Origin of the sequence: Escherichia sp. MOD1-EC6098 (assembly GCF_002965865.1) — a bacterium.
Taxonomy (GTDB): Bacteria; Pseudomonadota; Gammaproteobacteria; order Enterobacterales; family Enterobacteriaceae; genus Escherichia; species Escherichia marmotae.
In genome coordinates this window covers 1-19894 of sequence record NZ_PTSN01000020.1, presented here as the reverse complement: position 1 = coordinate 19894, position 19894 = coordinate 1, and the positions used below count along the sequence as shown (strand labels likewise).

Below are 19894 nucleotides of genomic sequence, written 5' to 3'. Positions count from 1 at the left end.
GATTTTTTTCTGATGGCTGAGATCGAGATTTCTGTAAATCTCAGTTCTTCGTTGATGCGCATTCTTGAGGCTGAAGAAATTCAGCCGGGAACCGACATTGGCTATGAACTGTGTAAACTGCTGTGGCAGTACCACCCGCTGGGCGGGAAACTTGTCGAAAAACCCATACTTATGGCGATGTGTAAGCCGCGCCAGTACAACGTGGAGACAGACCCTGACGAGCGGGTTGTGCGGCGTTTCCAGGAGGTATGGGAACGTATGAAGGTTAACGAGAAGATTAAAAATCTGTTTTTTCTGTCTCGTTGCTACGGTGCCGCAGCGATCGGCGTGGGCACCGACAGTGTTTCATGTCGTGAACCGCTTCCGACGTTCGGACTGACAGAAGATGACGTGTATATCAACGCGTGGGACCCGTTGAACGCTTCCGGTTCGATGGTGACTGACCAGAACCCCAACAGCCCGTTTTTCCAGGAAGCCAATAAAAAACTGAAGATTGGCGGAAAAGACTGGCATCCGTCACGCACACTGAAAATCTTCAACGGCACACCGATTTATCTGGAGTTTCAGAGTTCATCGTTCGGATTCACCGGACGAAGTGTGTTTCAGCGCGTTCTTTATTCCCTGAAATCCTATATCAACACGATGGAGGCGAATGATCTCGTCAGCCAGAAGGCGGGCGTACTGGTAGCTAAAGTTGTGCAGTACGGTTCGAAACTTGACGGGCTCATGGCTGCCGCCACGGGACGAAAAAGGGAAAACGTCAAAGAGGCAAAAAATAAAGGTGTGCTTAGTATCGGGAAGGATGAGGACGTTACCTCGCTAAATCTACAAAACATCGATGGTGCGCTAAACGCTGCACGCGACAATATTATTTCCGATATTGCGTCAGGGAGTGACGTTCCGGCGATCCTCATCAAAGAGGAAGCCTTTTCGAATGGTTTCGGTGAGGGGACCGAAGATTCGAAAGCCATCAGCCAGTATATCGATGGTGTACGCCAGCAGATTGAACCCGTGATGGATTATTTCGAACGCCTGGTGCAGTACATCGCCTGGAACGAGGAATTTTATCAGTCGCTGAAAAATGATTACCCGGACATCATAACTGATGACTATAAAACCACGTTTTACCAGTGGCGACGTGAATTTACCGCGACATGGCAGGAGCTGGTGGAGGAGTCGCCGGACAAACGCCGGGAAAGCGACAGTAAAGTGATTCAACAGGCGATAGCACTTTTCTCTGCCGTGTCGCCACAGGTTGATCCTGAAAACCGTGCCGCCGTCACTGAATGGCTGGCAAGCCTTGTTAATGCCACGCAAACCTATGGCGAAGCTCCACTCATCATTGATGTGGACGCGCTGGCGAATTATGAACCACCGAAGCAGGAGACGCCTGATGGCAATTTCCAGCCGGGCGGTGAGGAAGAAGAAACGGATCAGGACGCTATATGAGGTTCTGACGGATGCCGTTAACTACTACGTAAATCACGGGTGGGATAGCGAAAAATCATTGCTCGAATGGTGCCGGAAACTCCGTGTAGCCGCTCAGCGAGAAACCCCTGATGATACCGTAGCCAGAAAACACCTCACCGCTATCTACAGCCGTCTTGTCATCGACGGCGGGGCATTACGGGATCAGCCTCCTGACGGCCCTAAAAAAATCACTGTTGAAAAACTGAAACCTGAGTTTCGCAAGGAACTCGACAGGCGAATTTTCGCCAGTGCCAACCTGATAAAACTCAACCGCGAACAGGCTATCGAGAAAACTATACAGCGTTTTCAGGGATGGGTTACGTCCATTCCGCCTGACGGGGTGAGCGAAATTGATCGCCGGGAAGTGAAGTCCGGTTTTCAGAAGTCCGTGAAGGATATGGATTTTATCAGTCGCCGGGTGGCAATTGACCAGGGACATAAGCTGGCGAGCAACGTTAAGTATCTGCTGGCTGTTCAGAGTGGTGCGATTGCTCTGCGCTGGCATTCTAACTGGCGGCGTCCGGGCTACAAATACCGACAGGACCACAAAGAGCGCGACGAGAAAATTTATCTCCTCCGCGATTCGTGGGCGCTGGAGCAGGGGCTTATTAAGCCCGTATATGGTTTTTATGACGAAATCACTGCTGCCGGGGAGGAGGTTTATTGCAGTTGCGATGCTCTGCCGATCTACGCCCCTCAGAAACTACCCGACGAATTTTTAACGGAGAAGGGCAAACGTGAGTTTAACCGAGCTTGAAGTGGCAGAACGCATCAGGGACGGAACCGTACCGTCTCCGGTGAAATTCTCCAACATGTGGTTGGTGAATTTGCGCATAACCGGAACCGGGCTTGCCTATCGCGCCGGGCTGAAAGAGCACGTCTGGCGTGATCCAAAGCTCTATCTGAACGAGGAGTTTTTAAGGCGATGCAATGGCCTTCCGGTTATCACAAACCATCCTGACGACGCAGTTCTGACGGAGGAGGATTTTAAATCGCGGATCGTCGGTAGCGTCATGCTGCCGTATATCCGGGGTGATGAGGTATGGGCGGTGTGCCGCGTTTACCTCCAGAGCATTGTTGAAGAAATCACTGAGGGGGATGTTTCGACAAGTCCGTCGGTGGTGTTCAACAGCACATCAGGAAATGTGGAAGTACAGGAAGGTGACACCAATTTTTTAATCGAGGGCGTTCCTTTCCTGGTTGATCACATCGCCCTGGTGACGAAAGCCCACGGCTCGCTGGGCGTGTGGGATAAAGACCGGATCCCCGCAGGGGTTGAAGTGACAAACACAGGTGAAATCGAGATGGAAAAAGAAGAACTCCAGGCCCTGTTACAGGGGGTTGTGAGCGATGCCCTGCAAGGCATTAATCAGAAAATCGATGGTGTCGTTACGCGCATGGACTCACTGGAACAGCGGGACAAAGCGCGGGCGGATGCCGAAGAACAGGCGAAAAAAGAGGCCGAAGAAAAGGCCAAAGCCGATGAAGCCGCAGAGGAACAGCGTAAAGCTGATGAAGCTGCGGCAAAGGAGGCGGAAGAAAAAGCCAAAGCTGACGAGGCAGCAGCTAAAGATGCTGAGGAGAAAGCAAAGGCTGATTCCGAAGCAGAAGAACAGCGTAAGGCCGACGAGGAGGCAGAAAAAGAACGCAATGATTCTGCCCTGGCAGAAGCGCAGGCAAAAGCCGACTCCGCATTCAGTGCCTGCGGTAAAAACGCGCCAGCACCGTTTTCTGGTGAAAATGCGCTGGACTACCGCAAGCGTGCGCTAATCGCTATGCAGAAACACTCTCCGGCACATAAGGACGTCAATATTCGCGCGATTGCGGATTCTGCAACGCTGGCTGTGCTTGAGGACGCAATTTTCAGTGCCGCCCGTCAGTCCATCGAAAAAGAAATGATGAGTACCCAGGGGCAACTGCATAAACGTATCCGCAACGATGAAGCCGGGCGTCGCATTACTGAATATCAGGGCGATCCGAACGTCTGGCTGAGTGCCTTCAAAATTCCGGGGCGTCGTCTGGCAAAAATTAACACTCAAGGGAGCCTGAACAATGGCTGATATTAACTTTCATCCGTTTAAAAACCGTGGAGCATTTGGTGGCCTTTTTAACGTCGAATCCCGTGGGCTGATGCAGGGGGATGCGCAGGATGATCCGGCAATTCGTCTGCAACTTTGCTCCGGTCGACTGGACAGCAAAATCACTGAACCGGTATGGGGTGGCGTTGGAGTTATGGAGTGCATTGCTCCCGCGAAAGACAGCGTTAACGGCGCGGTAATTAAACAAGCCACGAAGGACGCCTGTAACGCCTTTACTGTCTTTAATCAGGCATTTCATGGCATTACCACGCCGGATAATCCGGTGCCGTTATATCTCGCGGGTGGCTTTGTTCACTATTACCGCGTTGGCTCAGGTGCCCGCATTCCTCTCCCTGTCAGTGCAGAAGTTGTTGCGCTGGCTGATGGAAATAACACCGTTGCTGCCAGTGGTTTTGTGTGGGATCTGACGAAAAACATGGTTGATGTTTATTCGGGATCACCCGGAGCTAATCCGAAAGTGGATATTAAGTTGCTGATGGTTTCAGTTGACGGAAACCTGACGGTGAAAAAAGAGGATGGCGGTAACGTTGTCTGGGAAATCGGCAAACCGTGCGGCCTGTTTTTAATTTAAGGGGATATTAATTAATGAGCGCATTTACTCCTGCGACTACTATTGTGTCGCCGTCAATGGTGCTGCCGGAAATGATCGTGCAACAGAGCATGGCTTCCGGGGCGTTTGAAGTCCTGGCTGGTGGTGCTCCGGCAGTAAAAATCAGTTCCAGTGATTTGATGGTCTATCAGAAATATCTGCGCATGACCTCGCAGGCTCAGGTCAGCCAGTCTCTGCCGGGCCAGTTACCGTCTTCCAGTATCTCTGGCGGCTATGACGGGATGATGACTTACCGAATTTCTTCCCGCTCGCAATACAGCTATCTCGATACTGATGCAGCAGATCGCTGGGGCTATTCTCTGATTGAAGGCCTGCGCCTGGCTAACCGCCAGGGACACGCTCAAATGTTGCGTAATATGCTGCTGTACGGTGTTGAAGCGAAGAATAACGAAGGGATCACCAACTCCCCGAATGCAGTGACACTGAATCTGGGCAACGACAGCAAAGGTAACGATTCATACACCACCTGGGATTCCGGCGAGATGGCTAAATTTATGCTTGGCCTGATTGCTGACCAGAAAACCCGCATGTTGCTGCTGGGGCAGCCATTAACGACTGTTATTCTGAGCCCACAGCGATTCATGAAGGCGCTGGAGTGGACAGGAATTGTTGAGCTGACCAGTTATCAGCGTCCTGGTGGTGGTACCGGAACGGTGGGAACGATGGTTAAAGATGTCGCCGATAAGGCGACAGGCGACGACATCATTTTCTGCCAGGACGACACGCTGATCGGTAAAGGCGCTGGTGGTAATGACCTGATCATCGTTACGAACCCGACGATTGAGGTTCCGGAAGCGCGTCATACCATTAACACCAATATTTTCTCCACGCTGGTTCCTAACCAGCAGGCCGTCAACGTGATGTTCTGTGATATGGCAGCGCCGACGGAAATACCATCCCCTATGCCGGATGGTGGCCTGACCACGTTGTATACCATGCGCGCGACGCCGGGCTGGAACTTCCGCCCTGAGGGGATCACCCTGTTGTCTGCCAAATACGCATAAACGTTCAACCTGATAACGCGGGGAGCTAAATGCTCCCCTTTTTTGTGGGAAAAATTTATGAAACTCTACATCGCTAACTGCTCACGTCAGCCGCACACGTTCAACTACAAACTCCCCGAAAAAATGCAGTCGTTCGGTGTGACAATTCCGTCCGGACGTCAGCATATGATCGAAAATCAGTCCGATATTATCGACCACATCATCCGACAGCATGAGCCTTACGGATTCCAGCGTTGTGACAAGGTGGACAAGAATTTTTCTGGTATCTGCTATTCCATCGATAAACCTGTGAGCGTTGGTCGCATTGAGGATTGCGCGGAGCAGAAAACGGAAAATCTGGAATCCCTGTCAGAAGAAATTCTCGCAGCCAGCGCTGTATCGCTGAATAACGCAGTGGATCAGGCGGTGATTCAGAGTGGCGAAAAACCTCAACCAGGTGGTATTGAAATGGAAATCACCGGGGAAGCGGTTAACACCGAACAGGAAAATCCGCCCAGCACAAAGCGAAATATTAAGGTTAAAAAATAATGACCCTGCGTCCGTCACTGGAGGGGTTTATTCGCTTTGTTCGTGACGACATGAAAGTACCGGTTCACGCTATTGCTGACGATGATCCGACGCTGGAATGTTGCTTTCAGTCTGCGATGGAGCTAATCCCTCACGATCAGGGGCTGGAGCGTTTACCCATCATCTATGTGCGAACGGTTTATAACGCTGCCGCCTCATTTCTCCTGAATTTCGCTCCAGGCTCGTGGTTTGCCGACCTGAGAAAAAAACTCAACCTTGGGAAACTGGCTACTGGGCTTGTCAGTGCGGCAGCAGACCAGGGGACATCGGGTTCGATCACCATCAGCGATGCGCTGAGTAATCTGTCTTTGCTGGATTTGCAGATGTTACAGGATCCGTATGGACGACAGGTTGTTGCGGTGCTGATGCAGATGGGCACGGTATGGGGTTACACGCCATGAAACTTTGTTTTGGGGTTATCGACCAGCCGTATGACTACGGCGACGAGCCGGGAAAAACCACGTTTGACGTAGCCTGTGACCTCGAGGAGCGATACGAAATTTTTACGCACTTCTGGGAAATGCATAAGGACGAGATTATCCAGGAGGCAGGTACTGAACTGGCGTACCAGTTGGTCAATCACTTCAAGTATAAGGCTCCGCTACCTGGCGAGCATTTTCTGGAAGGGACCGGGAAGATTTTCCATATTTTTCTTGAAACTGAAGAAATGGCCGGGATGACGATTAACGGAAACCCTGTGCCAACTCAGGCCGCGCTACTGGGCGTTAACTCCAGGCTTAAGGACAAATATACCGGAGAGCGGCGTCCGTCATTCATAGACGGCGGCCTGTTTAAGGGCAGCTTTATAGCGTGGATAGATAATAATGCCGAGTCTTGAGGAATTAGCCGAACAGCACAGTTCGCAGCTCTCGTCCGTTCTTAAATCCGCAGTTGAAACCATCTCGTCAGACCAGGAAATCACGTTCAGGCTCTATGTCCGGCAGGTTCTGCCGCTGGATGGCTTTGTCTATTGGGTTAATGCGGAAATCATCAGTTGCGATGAACTGTGTCGCCTGAATATTGAGTCACCAACTCGTCTGAAAATCAAAGGCAGCCTGCATCGTCAGGTTATTGCGATTCAGGACGAGTCTGTCTCGAAGGATGTGAACAACATTATTTTCACGCCTGTTCAGCAGGTTGATGATTTTAATGTGGAAAATCCCGATGCGATCTATCTCGGTGAGTACGGAGGCGTCCAGTTCGCTTTTTCACGAATGGAGAGCCGTTATCAGCAGTCGGGTATTTTTCATTATCGCGGCATGGCGATTTTACCAACCATGCGTTCTCAGATTATTGACTGCGAGAAGGATATCAGCGACGAGCAGATCATCTCCAACAGCATCCCGATCTGGCTGCAAATGAAAGATGCCGCGACCGTGTATCCGTCTTACCTGGTACCGCAGAACCTTCGCCCTCCGTATATCGCGGTGGATGTTCGCAACAGTATTCCGTTGCAGGTGGCTCCCGTTGTTTTCGGCGGTGAGCGGTTCCAGCTAGTCCAGGATTCGGTTCGCCTGACGCTTTACGGATTCAGCAACAAAATGGCGCTGGATCTTGTCGACTCGGTGGTGAACAGGGCGCTGGAGGAGGAAAGGTTTGGTGTAACTAATATTCCGGTGGTTCAGGACGCAAAGTCGGGACAGGTTGAAATCAACGCTCTGGCGAAGAAAAAAATTGTCGATTTTGACGTGAATTACTACCAGAGCACCGCCCGGGAAATATCCCGGCAGTTGATTGAAAAAGTTATTTGTAAATATGAGGTTAAATAATGGGATTTAATATCGTCACGGTGAATGTGTCCCAGACCATCGGGGCTATACCCTCGAATTTGCAGCAGATGTCTGCGGTTCTCTCGTTTGGCTCCACGACTCATGAGCCGGGGAAGCCTGTATTACTCACCAGCAATCAGGATATTAACGATCTGGTTAAAAATCCGATTGCTGCGTTGTCGGCGGCTGCCGCAGGAAAATCTGCGGCAAACGTCACCGTTACGATGACGCTTCCGGAAGGGAGCAACATCCGACGCGAAAACAGTTCTGAGGTGAAAATTGTTGTTTCCGGGTGTTCGCCCGACGCGTGGAATGGCGAATATACTGCTACCGTCACGGATGAAAAAACACTGACCTGGACGATTGCTGATTCTCAGCTTTCCGGTTCGCCAGTGACACTGGGGCAGTTTTCCATTGTCGGCAGTGAAAATCTGGTGACGGCAGTAAACACGTTTTTTGCCCAGGGAAATTCAGTTGGGATTTACCTGCTGGAGCTGGGAGTACAGAAAGGCGGGATCAGTAAGGAAATCGCTGCACTGAAAGCTTATATGGAAGATCCGCTCCTGCGTTTTTATGCGTATCTGGTGCCGCAGCCGTGGGATGGTGACGCAGAGTTTATCAGTCTGGCAAAACTCCACACCGCCAACGAAGCGATGCAGTATTTCTTCGTGCTGACGAAAACGCCGGACGACACGAATTACGTTTCGCCTTATGCCGGTATTAAGTCGGTTATTGCAACGGCGGATGATACGTACCCGGCGACAAACGCGGCAGCAGCCGTAATGTGGAACTATGTTTCCGCATCACCTTCAGAAATCAACAAGGTGCCGCCGATGGCATTTCGCTATCTGCAGGCGGTAAACGCCCACAAGGGCAAAAATTCCATTCTGGCCACGATGACAAAGCAGAATATTAACTACGTCGATACGGGTGCTGAGGGTGGAATTTCCAACACGATTCTGGTGAAAGGCGTTACCAGTGACGGTAACGATATGACGTACTGGTATTCCGTAGACTGGGTGCAGATTAACGTCGATATGCAGCTCGCCAACACGGTGATCAACGGCAGCAATAACCCAATTAACCCGCTTTACTACAACCAGGACGGGATCGACCGTCTACAGCAGGTCGCACAGGCGGTGTTCAATACGGGCGTATCTTACGGCCTGGTCAACGGCCAGCCTGTCGTCGATGCAGTGCCTTTCCGCCAGTATATCAACACTAATCCGAATGATTACGGTATCGGGCGTTATGCAGGCCTTTCGGCCTCCTATACGCCGATGCGCGGATTTGTCGAAATCATTTTTAACATCAATGTGACAATGCAGCTTTCGTGAGGGACTGAACCGTGCCTAATCCAATGATTCCCGTTGGCACCCTTAACCGGGTTCGCGCCAGCGTTAAATTCACCTCTCATTCCGAACTGAATGTGTCCGCCTCATTTCTGGCAAAAGAAGGCGTCGAATTGTCCTTTCAGGGCAATATCACGGAGTTTTTACCCGCTATGACGGGAGCTGTGCAGTCGCCGCAGCCATACATGATTTTACAGGCGCGTGTTCATCTGCTGCGTAGCCAGGCGCTGGGAAAACAATTCAAGGCGCAATGGGAAAAAAACGCCACGATCGGCGACGCAAAAGTGTATAGCGACAGCACGGTATTCGGTGACTTCGATATCTATAACACGGCGATCACCAACGTGCAGGATATGACCTTCGCCGGGGGCGAGCCGGGTGTGGCCATCACCATTACCGGTACGTATTACATCAACTCTGAAATGTGGGATCTGGTATGAAAATCTCCCGAAATCTGAATCTGATTATTCCTGTCCGGACAGAAAAGGGTAATGGCTGGATCCATGCCACGCCGATCAGCAAAGAGGTGTTTAAAGAGCATTTCTTCATTCTGAGTAAAACCTTTTCTGCCATTTTTTCTGAAGGTCTTGGCGTCGTTGCGGGTCCGCGTATCGCTTTTCTGATGCTGGAGCGGATCTCGCGTGATTCCGGTATCTGGGACGATGATAAGGGAGTTCGTAATACGCTGGTGAACGAAATAATTCGCCTGGCAAACCTTGTTTATCCGGTGGAGGGCAAAGGTTACGACACAATCCCTCTTGATATGGCGCTGGAGCGTGAAATCGTTGAGCTGGATGATGTTGCGGGTGAACTCGTTTTTTTTACATGCGTCTCGTCGATAAATTCACCGGAGCAGGCGAAGGGGACTATGGATGTGGTCAATGGAATATGGAGCACTCAATGCTCGTCATTGAATCTTACGGAATGGATCGTTTCATTGCCGACATTGAAATCAGCCGCCAGTTCTGGCGCGACGGCGAACACGTCATCAGCGACATCCTCGACTACTCAGCCGGAGCCGGATTCAGAGACATCTGTGCAGATTCCGGTCTGAATGTAAAAACGGCAGCTCAGTTTCGTGAGCTGCTCAAATTCAAAAATCCCGCAGGAGTATTGTGATGGCTGGTAACCAGATGCCAGTTCTGACGCTGGATGTTAATGAAGAACACCTCAAGCGGCTTGAGGCGATATTTGAAAAGTATCGCAACGGGCTGATGATTGGTCCTGCCGGGACGCCGCTTAAAATACCTTCAAATACAGGTCAGGGAGGTGGCGCCCGGCAGACAACCACAGGCGGAGAAGCCAATCAGGCTCCCAGGAAACCGTCTTCACCTGCGCCAGTTCCGGCTGCGTCCAGTGATGGACGTTTAAGGGATGAAAAAGGGCGCTTTGTTGGCAGCGGAAAAACAGCGGATTCGCTGGTGAGCAACTATAAAGGTCGCGGCGAAACGATGTTTGATAAGTACCTCAGCGGGCTGGGGAAAAACGCCAAACAGACGCTGAAAACTTACAAGCAGATCAATTCTACGCTACGGACGACCACTTCGAGATTAAACAACCTGTTTAAAACCACCGTATCGTGGGGGACAAAACTTGCGGTTATGGGCGTTGCCGGGCCGTTTGGCTTTGGCATGATGGCCCGTAGTGTTGTAGAAAAACAGAAAAATGCAGATGAGCTTGTGGCAACGCCGGGAGAATTAAAGGCGGCAGAGAGTACCTATTCGCCTTATTTTTCCGGTGTTGGTAATTTGCTCAATACACTGGCAGCCGCGCAGAATGACACTCAGCATCCTGCCTACAACGGGCTAATTGGGTTAGGGATAAATCCTAAAAAAGGGGCAGCAGAAAATCTCCCTGTGTTGTTAGAAAGAGTCGCTGCTCTTGCAAAGGAATATGAAGGTTCCGGGCTTACTCAGAGCATGCTCAGAGGCCGTGGCCTTGGATGGGTAAATTTTGGTCTTGCTAACCAGTTAGTCAAATATCAGGACAAAATACCTGAACTCAACAAAGAGTTTTTATCGCGAGCTTCTCAGAATGACTCGTTGCTCACATCTGCACATACAAGTAAATATCAGAATCTTACCAGTAACCTGGAAAATAACTGGGATCGACTGACCAGTGGATTTCAAGGAGCTATGGCGGGGAATGCAGACGCTTTAATCAGAATTTCTGATGGTACTACGAATGCTGCCTTGAATTTCATGAATGGTGAGAACTTTAAAAGGATTCTGACTGATGTTGGAACGGGGCTGGATAAGCTTGGTAAGTACGTAAATGGCCCGGATTTTAATAACGACCTGAATAATTTTGCCGGAAATGTTGCAAAGGTCACTAAGGCTCTTGGCGGATTTGTAGGTTTTGCGGCTGAGCATCCCTGGCTTTTTGGGGCTGCGGTTATTGCCGGAGGAAGCGGGGCTTTCACTGGAGTGGCGAGTGCGGTTGTAACTGCGATGATGAGGCATCCGTTGATCTCTGCGGCAATGGCTTATGGTGCTTATGCGTATAAGGATCACGAAAATATCATCGCTTCGGCAAATTCATCATGGGACTACACCAAGAGAAATGTTGGTGATGCGCTTCGCTGGATAGGTATTGATACCGATCTTGGGCGTAAAAATACCGTTCAGGGAACGCCTGAAATTGCTATGGATATTCCGGGAGTGGCGACAGCAAACGGATTGCAGGAATATTCAAACAATGTAAACAGGTCAGCATATTTATCCAGAGGGATCAGGAATAACAATCCCGGAAACCTTAATTTCGCAGGACAAAAAGGGGCGACCCTGGAATCGGGGCCAAATGCCCGTTTTGCCAGCTTCCCGACGATGCTGGAAGGTATTGCTGCGTTGGATCGACAGGTCATGCTATATCTGAAGCGCGGCAAAAATACGATTGATCAGATTATTGATATTTATGCCCCTTCATCTGATGGAAATAACACATCGTCCTATAAAAGTTATCTCTCTCAGTACACCGGATTAGGTGTTAAGGAGAAAATCGATGGTTCTAATTTTGAGCTAATGAGAAAGCTAATTCAGGGCATTATTAACCATGAAAATGGGGCCGCCGCTCGTGCTGTAAGTGGCGATGATGTGATGCGGGCGCTGGCAATGAACCGGGGGAACGTATATTCATCAAATAATGCTTCTCAGGTAATCAGGCTCGAAGTTCAACAAAAACCAGGTTCAGATATACTGGCACAACTCGCCGGAATGCAACAAATACCGGGGTAAACCATGTCACTTAATTACTTTGGACAGGCTTTCAAACTGGCGTTTGAAGTCTCGCCCATTCTTTTGGTTGACGGCATAGCGTCGAAAATTCCAGGTGGGGTGATGCCGATTGCTGTTTTGACTGAAGGGCTAAGCATCACGAACGGTCTGCTGCATGGCGAGATACGCACACGTTCGATGGCGGCGTTTACCCCGATGGCGGGGACAACGTTAGTCCAGCAGGATCTTTGTAACCTGAATTTCTATAACCAGGTAACGGCAGCGAATGCGACCGTCAGGAAGCCCAATCGGGTAGCCATGCAGATGATCCGTCCGGCATCAACGGAGGACGGTGGCTACACCACGAAGGGAATGACGTTCACGGCGCTGAAAATGGCGCTTGATATGCATAACCAGTATGGCGGTTGTTACACCGTTCTGACTCCCTCGTTTATCTACACGCGCTGCCTGATGCGGTCGTTTATCGATACATCCGGTTTCTCTGAGCAGAACAAGCAGGTTCAGCACACCTGGCAGATTGAGTTTGAGCAACCATTGTCGTCTGTCGAACAAACAGTAAAGACGCTGGCGAATGTTCTGGATAAATTTGATAAAGGGATGCCGTCAGACGGTCCGCTATCGTGGTCAGGTATTAAGAACCAGGTCGTGCAGGAGTTTGGTATTGGCTTATGACAACGTTAATTCCTTTCAAACCGGACGGGCGAGGTCCGTTTCAGTTCACGGCCAGAATCGGAGAATATGAAACATTCGCCCGCGTTCCGTTTAATCTGTATGCAAATCGTTACTACCTGGAACTGAAAGACAGTTCTGGCGACGTGATTGTGTACACACCGTTGATCGCGTCACCTGACAATTACGACATCAATCTGGCGCTGCCTTGCTCGCCGGGGAAACTCGTTTTTCGTGAAAGTTCTAATCAGTTTGAGGTTTCGTAATGCGCTATTACCGACTGGAAATCATCAATCCTAAAACAGGCAAGCCGCCAGTGGATTGCAACGGTAAACCTATCGGGCCTTTTGATACCAGTAAAACACCCGGGTGTGGGTTACATATTGAATTTGACGTGCAGGTGACTGGACTTGATGTGGTGAACTCGGGAACCATGCTTGCGATATATGGTTTACCGCTCGATATGCTTAAACAGAGCGTTAACTTGCAAGGGTGTATTGTAAGAATGCGGGGTGGGTTTTCAGAAGGATTGCCTCTGGCCAACCCTGAGCAGCAGGGGGAAATCATCTACGGTGAAGTCTATCTGGCTTATGCTAACTGGATTGGCACCAACCAGACGTTGAATCTGGTTATTAATCCAACGCTCAGAAAAAAAGAAGATGGAAGCCCTTTCTCAATCGAGGGTAAAGGTGAAGCTGGTGAGAAAGTAGGGGATGTTATCGCACGTGCACTGAAAGAAGCTTTTCCTAAAAAAAAGATTGAATGTCTGGTCAATGACAGCCTTGTTTTACCTGAGAGATGGGCTGCGTCCTATAAGAATATTGGCTCGTTAGCGATGGTCGTAAAAAACGCATCCATAGCGATGATGCGTGATGCGAAATATAGCGGAATAGCCATCAGCATTCTTTCCGACAGAATACGAATTTACGATAACGTGTCGGCAAAGTGGGGAGAACCTAAAACAATTCATGCCCATGAACTGGTTGGACAGCCGACTTGGATTGAGCCGTTTACTGTCAGTTTCAAATGCCCAATGAGAGGTGATATCAGATGTGGTGATGTGGTTAAACTACCGGAGGGGCTATATTCAGGTGCAGCGTCGATTGTGATGGCTAATACAATGGCTCCTAGCGTTATCTCCAAAAACTCGACCACGTTTACCGGAAAATTTATGGTTAAATCTGTCAGACACATTGGCTCGTATCTGACGGCCGATGGTGATGCATGGGTGACAGTGTTCGAGGCGTATGCTGAAAACTGGGTGAGGGTGTAATGTCAAACGCTCAAAAACGACTACCTCTCCAACGCTTTTCGGAAATGGTGTCCTTTTCCGGCAACCAGCAAGCCGAGCTTAAAGGCCGTGAATTGCCCTGCCATGTTGTCGGTGTCAGCGGGCAGATAGTGACAGTTCAGTTTGATATGCTGCCGGAGGGGATCAACTTTCCGCAGATAACAATCCCTGTCGCCACATTCCCGTATATTCGTTACCCGATACAGCCGGGCGATCGAGGAGTAACAATTGCCGCTGATGTATCCCTGCGCGGTGTGTCCGGATTGGGAACCGGTATGGCGACGCTTTCTTACTCGATGTCGCTCACTCCACTGTTTTTCGTGCCACTGGCAAACAAGGACTGGTCCGACGAAGATCCGCAAAAAATCGTTTTGTACGGTCCGGATGGCGCGATCCTCAAAACAGAGGACGGCAGTAGCTCGGTAACGGTGGCACCGGAAGAAATCAGGCTAAAGTCGAAAGCTGTTTACCTCGAGGCCGAAGATATCTTCATGAACGGTCAAATTCACCTCAACGGACCGATCGTCCAGGACAAAGCCCAGATGAAGGATACAACTGCTTCGCTGATTGGCCCGCTTACTGTGCAAAACGACGCGATGATAAAAGGTGTCAGCGCCAGCGGTCACAGCCACGATGTGACTGGGGTTCAAAGCGGCAACAGCACGATCACGTCAAAGAAACCAAATCCGGGTTAATACCGGTTCATTTCACTTTAAATTCTATCCATAAAGCGAAAGCCCCGACTGGGCAAACAGTCGGGGCTTTCTGTTTCTGACCTTGAATAAGGCAAGGGATAATTACGTATGTTTGGAGGTCTTCCGTGATTAATTTTAGCGGAGGAGACTGGATTGTGGAAGCTCTAAAATTGCTCGAAAGAAGTCCGGTTCTGAGAAGAATGTTTTATGCAGTTCTTATAGTTATCGGAGGGTTTGCAGTTGCTAAATCGCTTCCGGGAATCGCAGAGATCATAAAGGTTCTAAATGGATAGCGAACTGATTCTTAAGGCTGAGACAACCCCACAAGGGGCTGATAAGGCTGCGAGAATAATCGCAGTATGTCGGGGGATTCGGCATATTCTGACTCCAGTAGCGTGGATCATTTGCACCGCTCTGGTTACCGGTACCCTAATTTACTTGAAAGGTTGACGCATGAGAACATGGGGCCGCGTCACCGACGCGAACGGCAACAAAAAATGGGTTGCAGTAGAGTCAGACGCCAGCGGTGATTTCTCCTACGGCTGGCTGACGACGCTCATTCAGACGTTAAAGCTGGGGTTGGGGGAGTCGCCGTTTTACGCGAATTACGGCATTCCAGCGCAGCAGTGCATCGTGCAGCAAATTTACCCGGACTACTATGTGAACATGGTTCAGCAACAGTTTGCCGGGTATTTTGCATCGCTGGCAATTTCAAAGGTAGATGGGGCAGAGAACCCCACCTATAACATTGATGTTGTGTTTTTTAATGGGACCAGTTACCGGACGCAGGTTCCGGTTTGAGTCAAATTTTCGGGCATCAGTTGGGCCAGTGGCGTGTTAAGAAGTTCATCGCGTGGCATGACAATCCATCCACTTTTGCGTAGTAAGTGAATTGCCCATTCTGTGGTGATAACTGAGCCTGATTTGTGGTGCTCAATGTGGGTAACCGAGCCGTTTCTGACGCGCATGATGATGTCAACATTCAGAGGGGATTGTGTGCTGGTGGTATCTTCGCGCAGCTTCTTCTCGCACTCGATGAAGTATCGGCGGATCTGGCGTCCTTTTTCGTTGCGCTCGACCATTGCCAGCTCTTTGGCAGTGTCTAGGGTGAGGTGGTAGTCCTTGCGGTTATGTCCTCCTCTGCCTCCTAACGATTGCTTTCCTGTTTTGGAAAGCAAAATGTAATCTTGATTTTCTGTAAATCCGTATTCTGCGATGCGGGATGTAATCCAGGCAGCGAAAACCTTACCTACACCAAGAAAAGCGTGCAGATCACGAGCATTACAGAGTAGGGCGGTTTCGTTTGAGATAGTTCCGTTGAAAACGGGGATTAATTGTATTGTCATAACGACCTCACTGATTTTTTCGAATTTCCACTATCGGAGTGGAGCCGGGAGGTTCGAAACGGCTCAGTGAGGCCGCGGACTTATTCCCCTTTCGGGTGTTGTATTCGTCGCCCTCCCGACATTGTTCGGGGATGTGACCGCACATTGTGCCATCACTAAATAGCAGGCATAAAAAATCCAACACTAACGGGGTTGGTTGTGACCGCACTGAGAAGAGGTTTCGACGCCTCATGCGCTTAATCATACTCAACTGGGCGCGGTTGTAAAGTATGAACTTGAACGGACATTAAGAATGGGTAAAATTTAATCTCCTGTTTTTAAGGAGATTACGGATGATTAAGTTTAAATTATTTGTAGTGTTTGCTTTTTTATTACAAATCGGAACTGCGAATGCGGTATCTTTTGATTGCTCGAAAGCTAAATCATATTCTGAAAAGTTAATTTGCAGCAACAGTGAATTATCTGAACTTGATGATAAATTAAATTCTTTATATCAAAAAGTAAAGTTAGAGAGCGCTGATAAGAAAGCTTTTAGAAAAATTGTTTCAGACTTGTGGAATGAAAGAGAGAAGTGCAAAACAGAATCATGTGTTCGACAATGGTATTCTAATGCATTCAGGGAATATTCATCTTTAAATGAAATTAATGAGAACATAATCAATGAATCAAAGAATTACGCTGAATGGTATATTGATGGTGCACTGATAATATTACCTCCACTGGAAGGTGTTAGTAAAAATAGATTCCTGATGTATGGCGATGATGGGACAATAGCTATTTTTATTGCTTCAAAATCTAAAGGCAATGGATTTTGCGATAATTCAGTGCAAATTGATGGACCATTAGAGTATCCACCAATTTTGATTAATGGTGAATATTATAAAACTTATAAATCATGCTTGTATGGAAATGGTTTTATAGTACCAAAAACTGAAATTGGTAAAGCGGTTCTGAAAGAATTGGTTATGAAAATGAAGCCTATAAAAATTTCTTTTGGAGACGGCGATGAATTTAACTATCCTCCATCAAATGTAAAAAGAATGCTTGAGAGGGTGGAAAAAATGAAACAGGCAAAATAAGTTAACTTAAAACCGCTTCGGCGGTTTTTTTATGGGGTAGATATGTCTGAAATACCAATTACTATGACCAGTGCGGGTGCGCAGCCTACGCCACCCAATGATTTGCTCGCGAATCTTATCACCAGAGTTGCTGAAAAAGTACCTGGATATACAGCCAACCTTCCGGCAGGACTTATTACAGACCTTGCCAGCACGGCTGTCGGGGCGCTGGCATTAATAGACCAGGCGCGGGTGGACCTTATTAACTCCGTAAGCCCATACGGCGCAAATATTCCGTTACTGATGCAACTCGGAAACATTTATGGAGCACAGAAGGGATTAAGTACAAATACGGCGGTATACGTGGTGTTTGAGGCGTTGCCGGGGTTTGGTATCCCTAAAGGATTTGTGGTTGGAGACGGTAACTACCAGTATGCGGTTTCCCGCGATACGGTGGTGCCGGAAAGTGGGCAGACTGAACCAGTCTACTGTGTGGCCACTACGTCAGGCTCATGGGCTGTACCGGAAGGGACCGTGACGCAGGTCATTACATCAGTACCCAAAGACCAGCCTGTAAAATGCACCAACCTAACCGCAGGGATGCCAGGTCAGGAGGCGCAAACGTGGGCATCATACCGCGCCGAAGTCATGGAGTCCGGCATGTTTGGTGTGCAGGGAACACCGGATTGCTTTAAAGCGATGCTCAAATCAGTAAGCGGTGTGCGAGAAAACCTGATTTCTTTCCGGCAGTCGTCGTTGGGGAAATGGGTTGCGGTTGTTGGTGGCGGTGATCCGTATGATGTGGCTTATGCGATTTACAAATCTGTACCGGATATTTCGAAACTGACCAACGATGTTAGCAATCCATCCGGTGCGGCAGTGGAAAAACGCACGGTTTCAATAACCGTTTCGCCGGACGTTTATCAGGTGCCGTTCGTTATCCCGTCATCACAAAACGTCATGGTGCTAATCACCTGGAACACGGTGTCTGATGATTATGTTGATCCGGCGGGTATTGCTATGGCTGTGCAGCAAAACGTTGCTGATTACATCAATTCTATTGAAGTCGGTCACCCGATAAATCTGCTGCGAATCCAGGATATTTTTACCAGCTCCGTAAAATTGCTGGTTGATGCGACGTTGATCTCAACAATCAGTGTGAGCATTGGTATTAACGGCCATATTGTTCTTCCGGCAAAAGACACAAGCCTGGTTTATGGCGATACCTATTCCTATTTTTCAACGGTGGCATCACAGGTTCAGGTCAACAAGTATGCAATATCTGACTGAGAAAATTCTCCCTGCTTATCCATTTGTGCAGTACAGAGATGATCCGAATGTTGTTGCGTTCTTTGATGCATACAATGAAATTGCTCAGGAATACCTCGATTCACTCAACAATCTGGCATTGCCATGCTGGACATCGGAATCAATAACCGGGCAATTGCTGGACTGGATTGCACTCGGGATTTATGGCGTTGAAAGGCCTTTACTACAGGTTTCCGAGGAGGCTATTGCACGCGGCGCATACGATACCATTGAATACAATACGATCCCGTACGCAGCAATGCGGAATTACGTTCCGGGGCAGGCATCGTATGTCCCTGATGATTATTTCAAACGAATATTAACGTGGAATTTTTATAAGGCTGACGGTTCGCATTTCTGCATTGACTGGTTAAAGCGCCGTGTGGCGCGGTTCATTCATGGGAAAAACGGAATAGACCCGCCGTTGCAGCACACTTTTGATGTGAGCGTGACTGTATCGGACAGTGTTTTTTCTATTCAGATACCAGAATATGGTGATGGTATAGGCTATTTTCTGAAAGATGCCATTGACCAGAAATATGTAAAACTCCCTTTTATTTATTCCTATGCAACAACGGTGATTCAAAAATGATTCTTGGATTCGGCAATAACGTTGTTTCAGCACTGGCTGGTGATATTACGACGATTCAGACTGATATTCCGGTGATGCCGGGCACGGGAGCTAAATTTGCAAAATTGCTTTCTGCCGATTTTGAAAATAAATCGAACGGGCAACGCGTCTATGCAAAAATTACGCTTACCGATAATAAAGAGTCTGCATTTGAGATTTGTCACCTGGTATCGGTAAGCGGTGATGTGCTGAAAGTCATTCGTGGGCAGGAAGGAACAACCGCGAAAGGTTGGTCCCTTAATGACGTTGTGGCTAACTTTGCCACGCGTGGATCGGAAAACTATTTCGTACAGATTGCGCAGCTTCAGAGCGGTCATTATATTGCGGGTGTTGCTGGTGGCACTGCAAACACACTGACGCTGGAACTTCCCTCGACGTTTTTTGTTAATGAGGGTACAGATTGGACGCTACGAACCCCGATTATCGTTTTCCCCGTTCAGAACAATACCAACGCGGCGACACTTCAACTAACACTAGGCGGAAAGGTTCTTGGTACGTTCCCACTTTATAAGGGGAACAAGTCCGAGCTGGTGGCGAATGATATCATTAAGGGTATTCCTTTGATTTGCCTTCTTGATAGCGAGAAAAGCTATTTCAGTGTGATAAATCCTGGAAATATCTATTCAGATTTTGATCTGCGATATGTAAAAAAATCTGGTGATTTGATGACCGGGGAACTGAAAATCCGTGGTGTTAATGCGCTGAGGATTTTCAACGAAGCCTTTGGTCTGATTTTTCGTCGTTCGGAAGAGTGCCTGCACCTTATCCCTACCAGTGAAGGTCAGGGCGAGA

The 19894-nt window shown here is 48.8% G+C and carries 23 protein-coding genes; 22 read left to right on the top strand and 1 reads right to left on the bottom strand.

The features are described from left to right. The first annotated feature begins 12 nt into the window (after window positions 1-12). The 18 genes from C0K55_RS19335 (at window position 13) to C0K55_RS19250 (ending at window position 15560) form a co-directional block, all read left to right on the top strand. The gene (locus tag C0K55_RS19335; RefSeq protein ID WP_105266326.1) at window positions 13-1449 is read left to right on the top strand and encodes an anti-CBASS protein Acb1 family protein; all 1437 of its coding nucleotides are present in this window, start codon (window positions 13-15) and stop codon (window positions 1447-1449) included. Next, complete coding sequence (locus tag C0K55_RS19330) at window positions 1394-2227, top strand: hypothetical protein (protein WP_001018390.1); 834 nt, start codon at window positions 1394-1396, stop codon at window positions 2225-2227. The genes C0K55_RS19335 and C0K55_RS19330 overlap by 56 nt, the downstream gene beginning before the upstream one ends. Continuing rightward, the gene (locus C0K55_RS19325; RefSeq protein WP_001559066.1) at window positions 2208-3530 is read left to right on the top strand and encodes a DUF2213 domain-containing protein; all 1323 of its coding nucleotides are present in this window, start codon (window positions 2208-2210) and stop codon (window positions 3528-3530) included. The genes C0K55_RS19330 and C0K55_RS19325 overlap by 20 nt, the downstream gene beginning before the upstream one ends. Then, the gene (locus C0K55_RS19320) at window positions 3523-4140 is read left to right on the top strand and encodes a hypothetical protein (protein ID WP_001349881.1); all 618 of its coding nucleotides are present in this window, start codon (window positions 3523-3525) and stop codon (window positions 4138-4140) included. The genes C0K55_RS19325 and C0K55_RS19320 overlap by 8 nt, the downstream gene beginning before the upstream one ends. A 14-nt stretch (window positions 4141-4154) precedes the next feature. Continuing rightward, the gene (locus C0K55_RS19315; RefSeq protein ID WP_001272364.1) at window positions 4155-5183 is read left to right on the top strand and encodes a hypothetical protein; all 1029 of its coding nucleotides are present in this window, start codon (window positions 4155-4157) and stop codon (window positions 5181-5183) included. A gap of 57 nt (window positions 5184-5240) precedes the next feature. Further along, window positions 5241-5711: a hypothetical protein gene (locus C0K55_RS19310; protein ID WP_089674428.1), complete on the top strand. Its 471-nt coding sequence runs from the start codon at window positions 5241-5243 to the stop codon at window positions 5709-5711. Then, on the top strand, window positions 5711-6151 hold the full coding sequence (locus C0K55_RS19305) for a hypothetical protein (protein WP_000175376.1): 441 nt from the start codon (window positions 5711-5713) through the stop codon (window positions 6149-6151). Before C0K55_RS19310 ends, C0K55_RS19305 begins: the two co-directional genes overlap by 1 nt. Next, a complete protein-coding gene (locus C0K55_RS19300; protein WP_000762302.1) occupies window positions 6148-6588 on the top strand; it encodes a hypothetical protein in 441 nt (146 codons plus the stop codon). The genes C0K55_RS19305 and C0K55_RS19300 overlap by 4 nt, the downstream gene beginning before the upstream one ends. Then, window positions 6575-7519, top strand: coding sequence for a hypothetical protein (locus tag C0K55_RS19295; protein ID WP_105266327.1), 945 nt, complete (start codon window positions 6575-6577; stop codon window positions 7517-7519). The genes C0K55_RS19300 and C0K55_RS19295 overlap by 14 nt, the downstream gene beginning before the upstream one ends. Then, window positions 7519-8856 carry a hypothetical protein gene (locus C0K55_RS19290; protein WP_105266328.1) on the top strand — a complete coding sequence of 446 codons (1338 nt, stop codon included), beginning with the start codon at window positions 7519-7521 and terminating at the stop codon, window positions 8854-8856. Before C0K55_RS19295 ends, C0K55_RS19290 begins: the two co-directional genes overlap by 1 nt. Before the next feature lie 23 nt (window positions 8857-8879). Continuing rightward, window positions 8880-9311 carry a hypothetical protein gene (locus C0K55_RS19285; protein ID WP_000613368.1) on the top strand — a complete coding sequence of 144 codons (432 nt, stop codon included), beginning with the start codon at window positions 8880-8882 and terminating at the stop codon, window positions 9309-9311. Beyond that, on the top strand, window positions 9308-9925 hold the full coding sequence (locus C0K55_RS19280; protein WP_105266329.1) for a hypothetical protein: 618 nt from the start codon (window positions 9308-9310) through the stop codon (window positions 9923-9925). The genes C0K55_RS19285 and C0K55_RS19280 overlap by 4 nt, the downstream gene beginning before the upstream one ends. Before the next feature lie 64 nt (window positions 9926-9989). Next, a complete protein-coding gene (locus tag C0K55_RS19275; RefSeq protein ID WP_105266330.1) occupies window positions 9990-12104 on the top strand; it encodes a hypothetical protein in 2115 nt (704 codons plus the stop codon). A gap of 3 nt (window positions 12105-12107) precedes the next feature. Next, window positions 12108-12776 (top strand): hypothetical protein, encoded by a 669-nt coding sequence (locus C0K55_RS19270; protein ID WP_105266331.1) that lies wholly within the window; start codon window positions 12108-12110, stop codon window positions 12774-12776. After that, entirely contained in the window at window positions 12773-13039 is a 267-nt protein-coding gene (locus C0K55_RS19265) for a hypothetical protein (protein WP_063100417.1), read from the top strand. The genes C0K55_RS19270 and C0K55_RS19265 overlap by 4 nt, the downstream gene beginning before the upstream one ends. Then, entirely contained in the window at window positions 13039-14046 is a 1008-nt protein-coding gene (locus C0K55_RS19260) for a hypothetical protein (protein WP_063100418.1), read from the top strand. The genes C0K55_RS19265 and C0K55_RS19260 overlap by 1 nt, the downstream gene beginning before the upstream one ends. Beyond that, window positions 14046-14759 (top strand): phage baseplate protein, encoded by a 714-nt coding sequence (locus C0K55_RS19255; protein ID WP_105266332.1) that lies wholly within the window; start codon window positions 14046-14048, stop codon window positions 14757-14759. Before C0K55_RS19260 ends, C0K55_RS19255 begins: the two co-directional genes overlap by 1 nt. A gap of 453 nt (window positions 14760-15212) precedes the next feature. Continuing rightward, on the top strand, window positions 15213-15560 hold the full coding sequence (locus C0K55_RS19250; protein ID WP_001261330.1) for a hypothetical protein: 348 nt from the start codon (window positions 15213-15215) through the stop codon (window positions 15558-15560). On the opposite strand, the gene C0K55_RS19245 is transcribed toward C0K55_RS19250, so the two are convergent. Beyond that, window positions 15536-16105, bottom strand: a complete 570-nt coding sequence (locus tag C0K55_RS19245) for an antA/AntB antirepressor family protein (RefSeq protein ID WP_097453493.1) — start codon at window positions 16103-16105, stop codon at window positions 15536-15538. The two genes, C0K55_RS19250 and C0K55_RS19245, sit on opposite strands and share 25 nt — an antisense overlap. A 332-nt stretch (window positions 16106-16437) precedes the next feature. On the opposite strand from C0K55_RS19245, the gene C0K55_RS19240 reads away from it, so the two are divergent. The 4 genes from C0K55_RS19240 to C0K55_RS19225 all read left to right on the top strand — a co-directional run. Next, entirely contained in the window at window positions 16438-17184 is a 747-nt protein-coding gene (locus tag C0K55_RS19240) for a lysozyme inhibitor LprI family protein (protein WP_061322967.1), read from the top strand. Between the two features lie 42 nt (window positions 17185-17226). Beyond that, window positions 17227-18453, top strand: a complete 1227-nt coding sequence (locus C0K55_RS19235; RefSeq protein ID WP_105267037.1) for a baseplate J/gp47 family protein — start codon at window positions 17227-17229, stop codon at window positions 18451-18453. Continuing rightward, the gene (locus C0K55_RS19230) at window positions 18437-19063 is read left to right on the top strand and encodes a hypothetical protein (RefSeq protein WP_001199731.1); all 627 of its coding nucleotides are present in this window, start codon (window positions 18437-18439) and stop codon (window positions 19061-19063) included. Before C0K55_RS19235 ends, C0K55_RS19230 begins: the two co-directional genes overlap by 17 nt. After that, window positions 19060-19894: phage tail protein (locus C0K55_RS19225; protein WP_105283424.1), on the top strand; the 835-nt coding region annotated here is incomplete at its 3' end. The genes C0K55_RS19230 and C0K55_RS19225, both read left to right, overlap by 4 nt.

Coding starts and splice junctions, on each gene's coding strand:
- C0K55_RS19280 (WP_105266329.1), top strand. CDS start 9,308: ATGAAAATCTCCCGAAATCTGAATCTGATTATTCCTGTCCGGACAGAA.
- C0K55_RS19240 (WP_061322967.1), top strand. CDS start 16,438: ATGATTAAGTTTAAATTATTTGTAGTGTTTGCTTTTTTATTACAAATC.
- C0K55_RS19305 (WP_000175376.1), top strand. CDS start 5,711: ATGACCCTGCGTCCGTCACTGGAGGGGTTTATTCGCTTTGTTCGTGAC.
- C0K55_RS19270 (WP_105266331.1), top strand. CDS start 12,108: ATGTCACTTAATTACTTTGGACAGGCTTTCAAACTGGCGTTTGAAGTC.
- C0K55_RS19255 (WP_105266332.1), top strand. CDS start 14,046: ATGTCAAACGCTCAAAAACGACTACCTCTCCAACGCTTTTCGGAAATG.
- C0K55_RS19315 (WP_001272364.1), top strand. CDS start 4,155: ATGAGCGCATTTACTCCTGCGACTACTATTGTGTCGCCGTCAATGGTG.
- C0K55_RS19320 (WP_001349881.1), top strand. CDS start 3,523: ATGGCTGATATTAACTTTCATCCGTTTAAAAACCGTGGAGCATTTGGT.
- C0K55_RS19230 (WP_001199731.1), top strand. CDS start 18,437: ATGCAATATCTGACTGAGAAAATTCTCCCTGCTTATCCATTTGTGCAG.
- C0K55_RS19275 (WP_105266330.1), top strand. CDS start 9,990: ATGGCTGGTAACCAGATGCCAGTTCTGACGCTGGATGTTAATGAAGAA.
- C0K55_RS19250 (WP_001261330.1), top strand. CDS start 15,213: ATGAGAACATGGGGCCGCGTCACCGACGCGAACGGCAACAAAAAATGG.
- C0K55_RS19335 (WP_105266326.1), top strand. CDS start 13: ATGGCTGAGATCGAGATTTCTGTAAATCTCAGTTCTTCGTTGATGCGC.
- C0K55_RS19285 (WP_000613368.1), top strand. CDS start 8,880: ATGATTCCCGTTGGCACCCTTAACCGGGTTCGCGCCAGCGTTAAATTC.
- C0K55_RS19310 (WP_089674428.1), top strand. CDS start 5,241: ATGAAACTCTACATCGCTAACTGCTCACGTCAGCCGCACACGTTCAAC.
- C0K55_RS19265 (WP_063100417.1), top strand. CDS start 12,773: ATGACAACGTTAATTCCTTTCAAACCGGACGGGCGAGGTCCGTTTCAG.
- C0K55_RS19295 (WP_105266327.1), top strand. CDS start 6,575: ATGCCGAGTCTTGAGGAATTAGCCGAACAGCACAGTTCGCAGCTCTCG.
- C0K55_RS19330 (WP_001018390.1), top strand. CDS start 1,394: ATGGCAATTTCCAGCCGGGCGGTGAGGAAGAAGAAACGGATCAGGACG.
- C0K55_RS19290 (WP_105266328.1), top strand. CDS start 7,519: ATGGGATTTAATATCGTCACGGTGAATGTGTCCCAGACCATCGGGGCT.
- C0K55_RS19235 (WP_105267037.1), top strand. CDS start 17,227: ATGTCTGAAATACCAATTACTATGACCAGTGCGGGTGCGCAGCCTACG.
- C0K55_RS19245 (WP_097453493.1), bottom strand. CDS start 16,105: ATGACAATACAATTAATCCCCGTTTTCAACGGAACTATCTCAAACGAA.
- C0K55_RS19300 (WP_000762302.1), top strand. CDS start 6,148: ATGAAACTTTGTTTTGGGGTTATCGACCAGCCGTATGACTACGGCGAC.
- C0K55_RS19260 (WP_063100418.1), top strand. CDS start 13,039: ATGCGCTATTACCGACTGGAAATCATCAATCCTAAAACAGGCAAGCCG.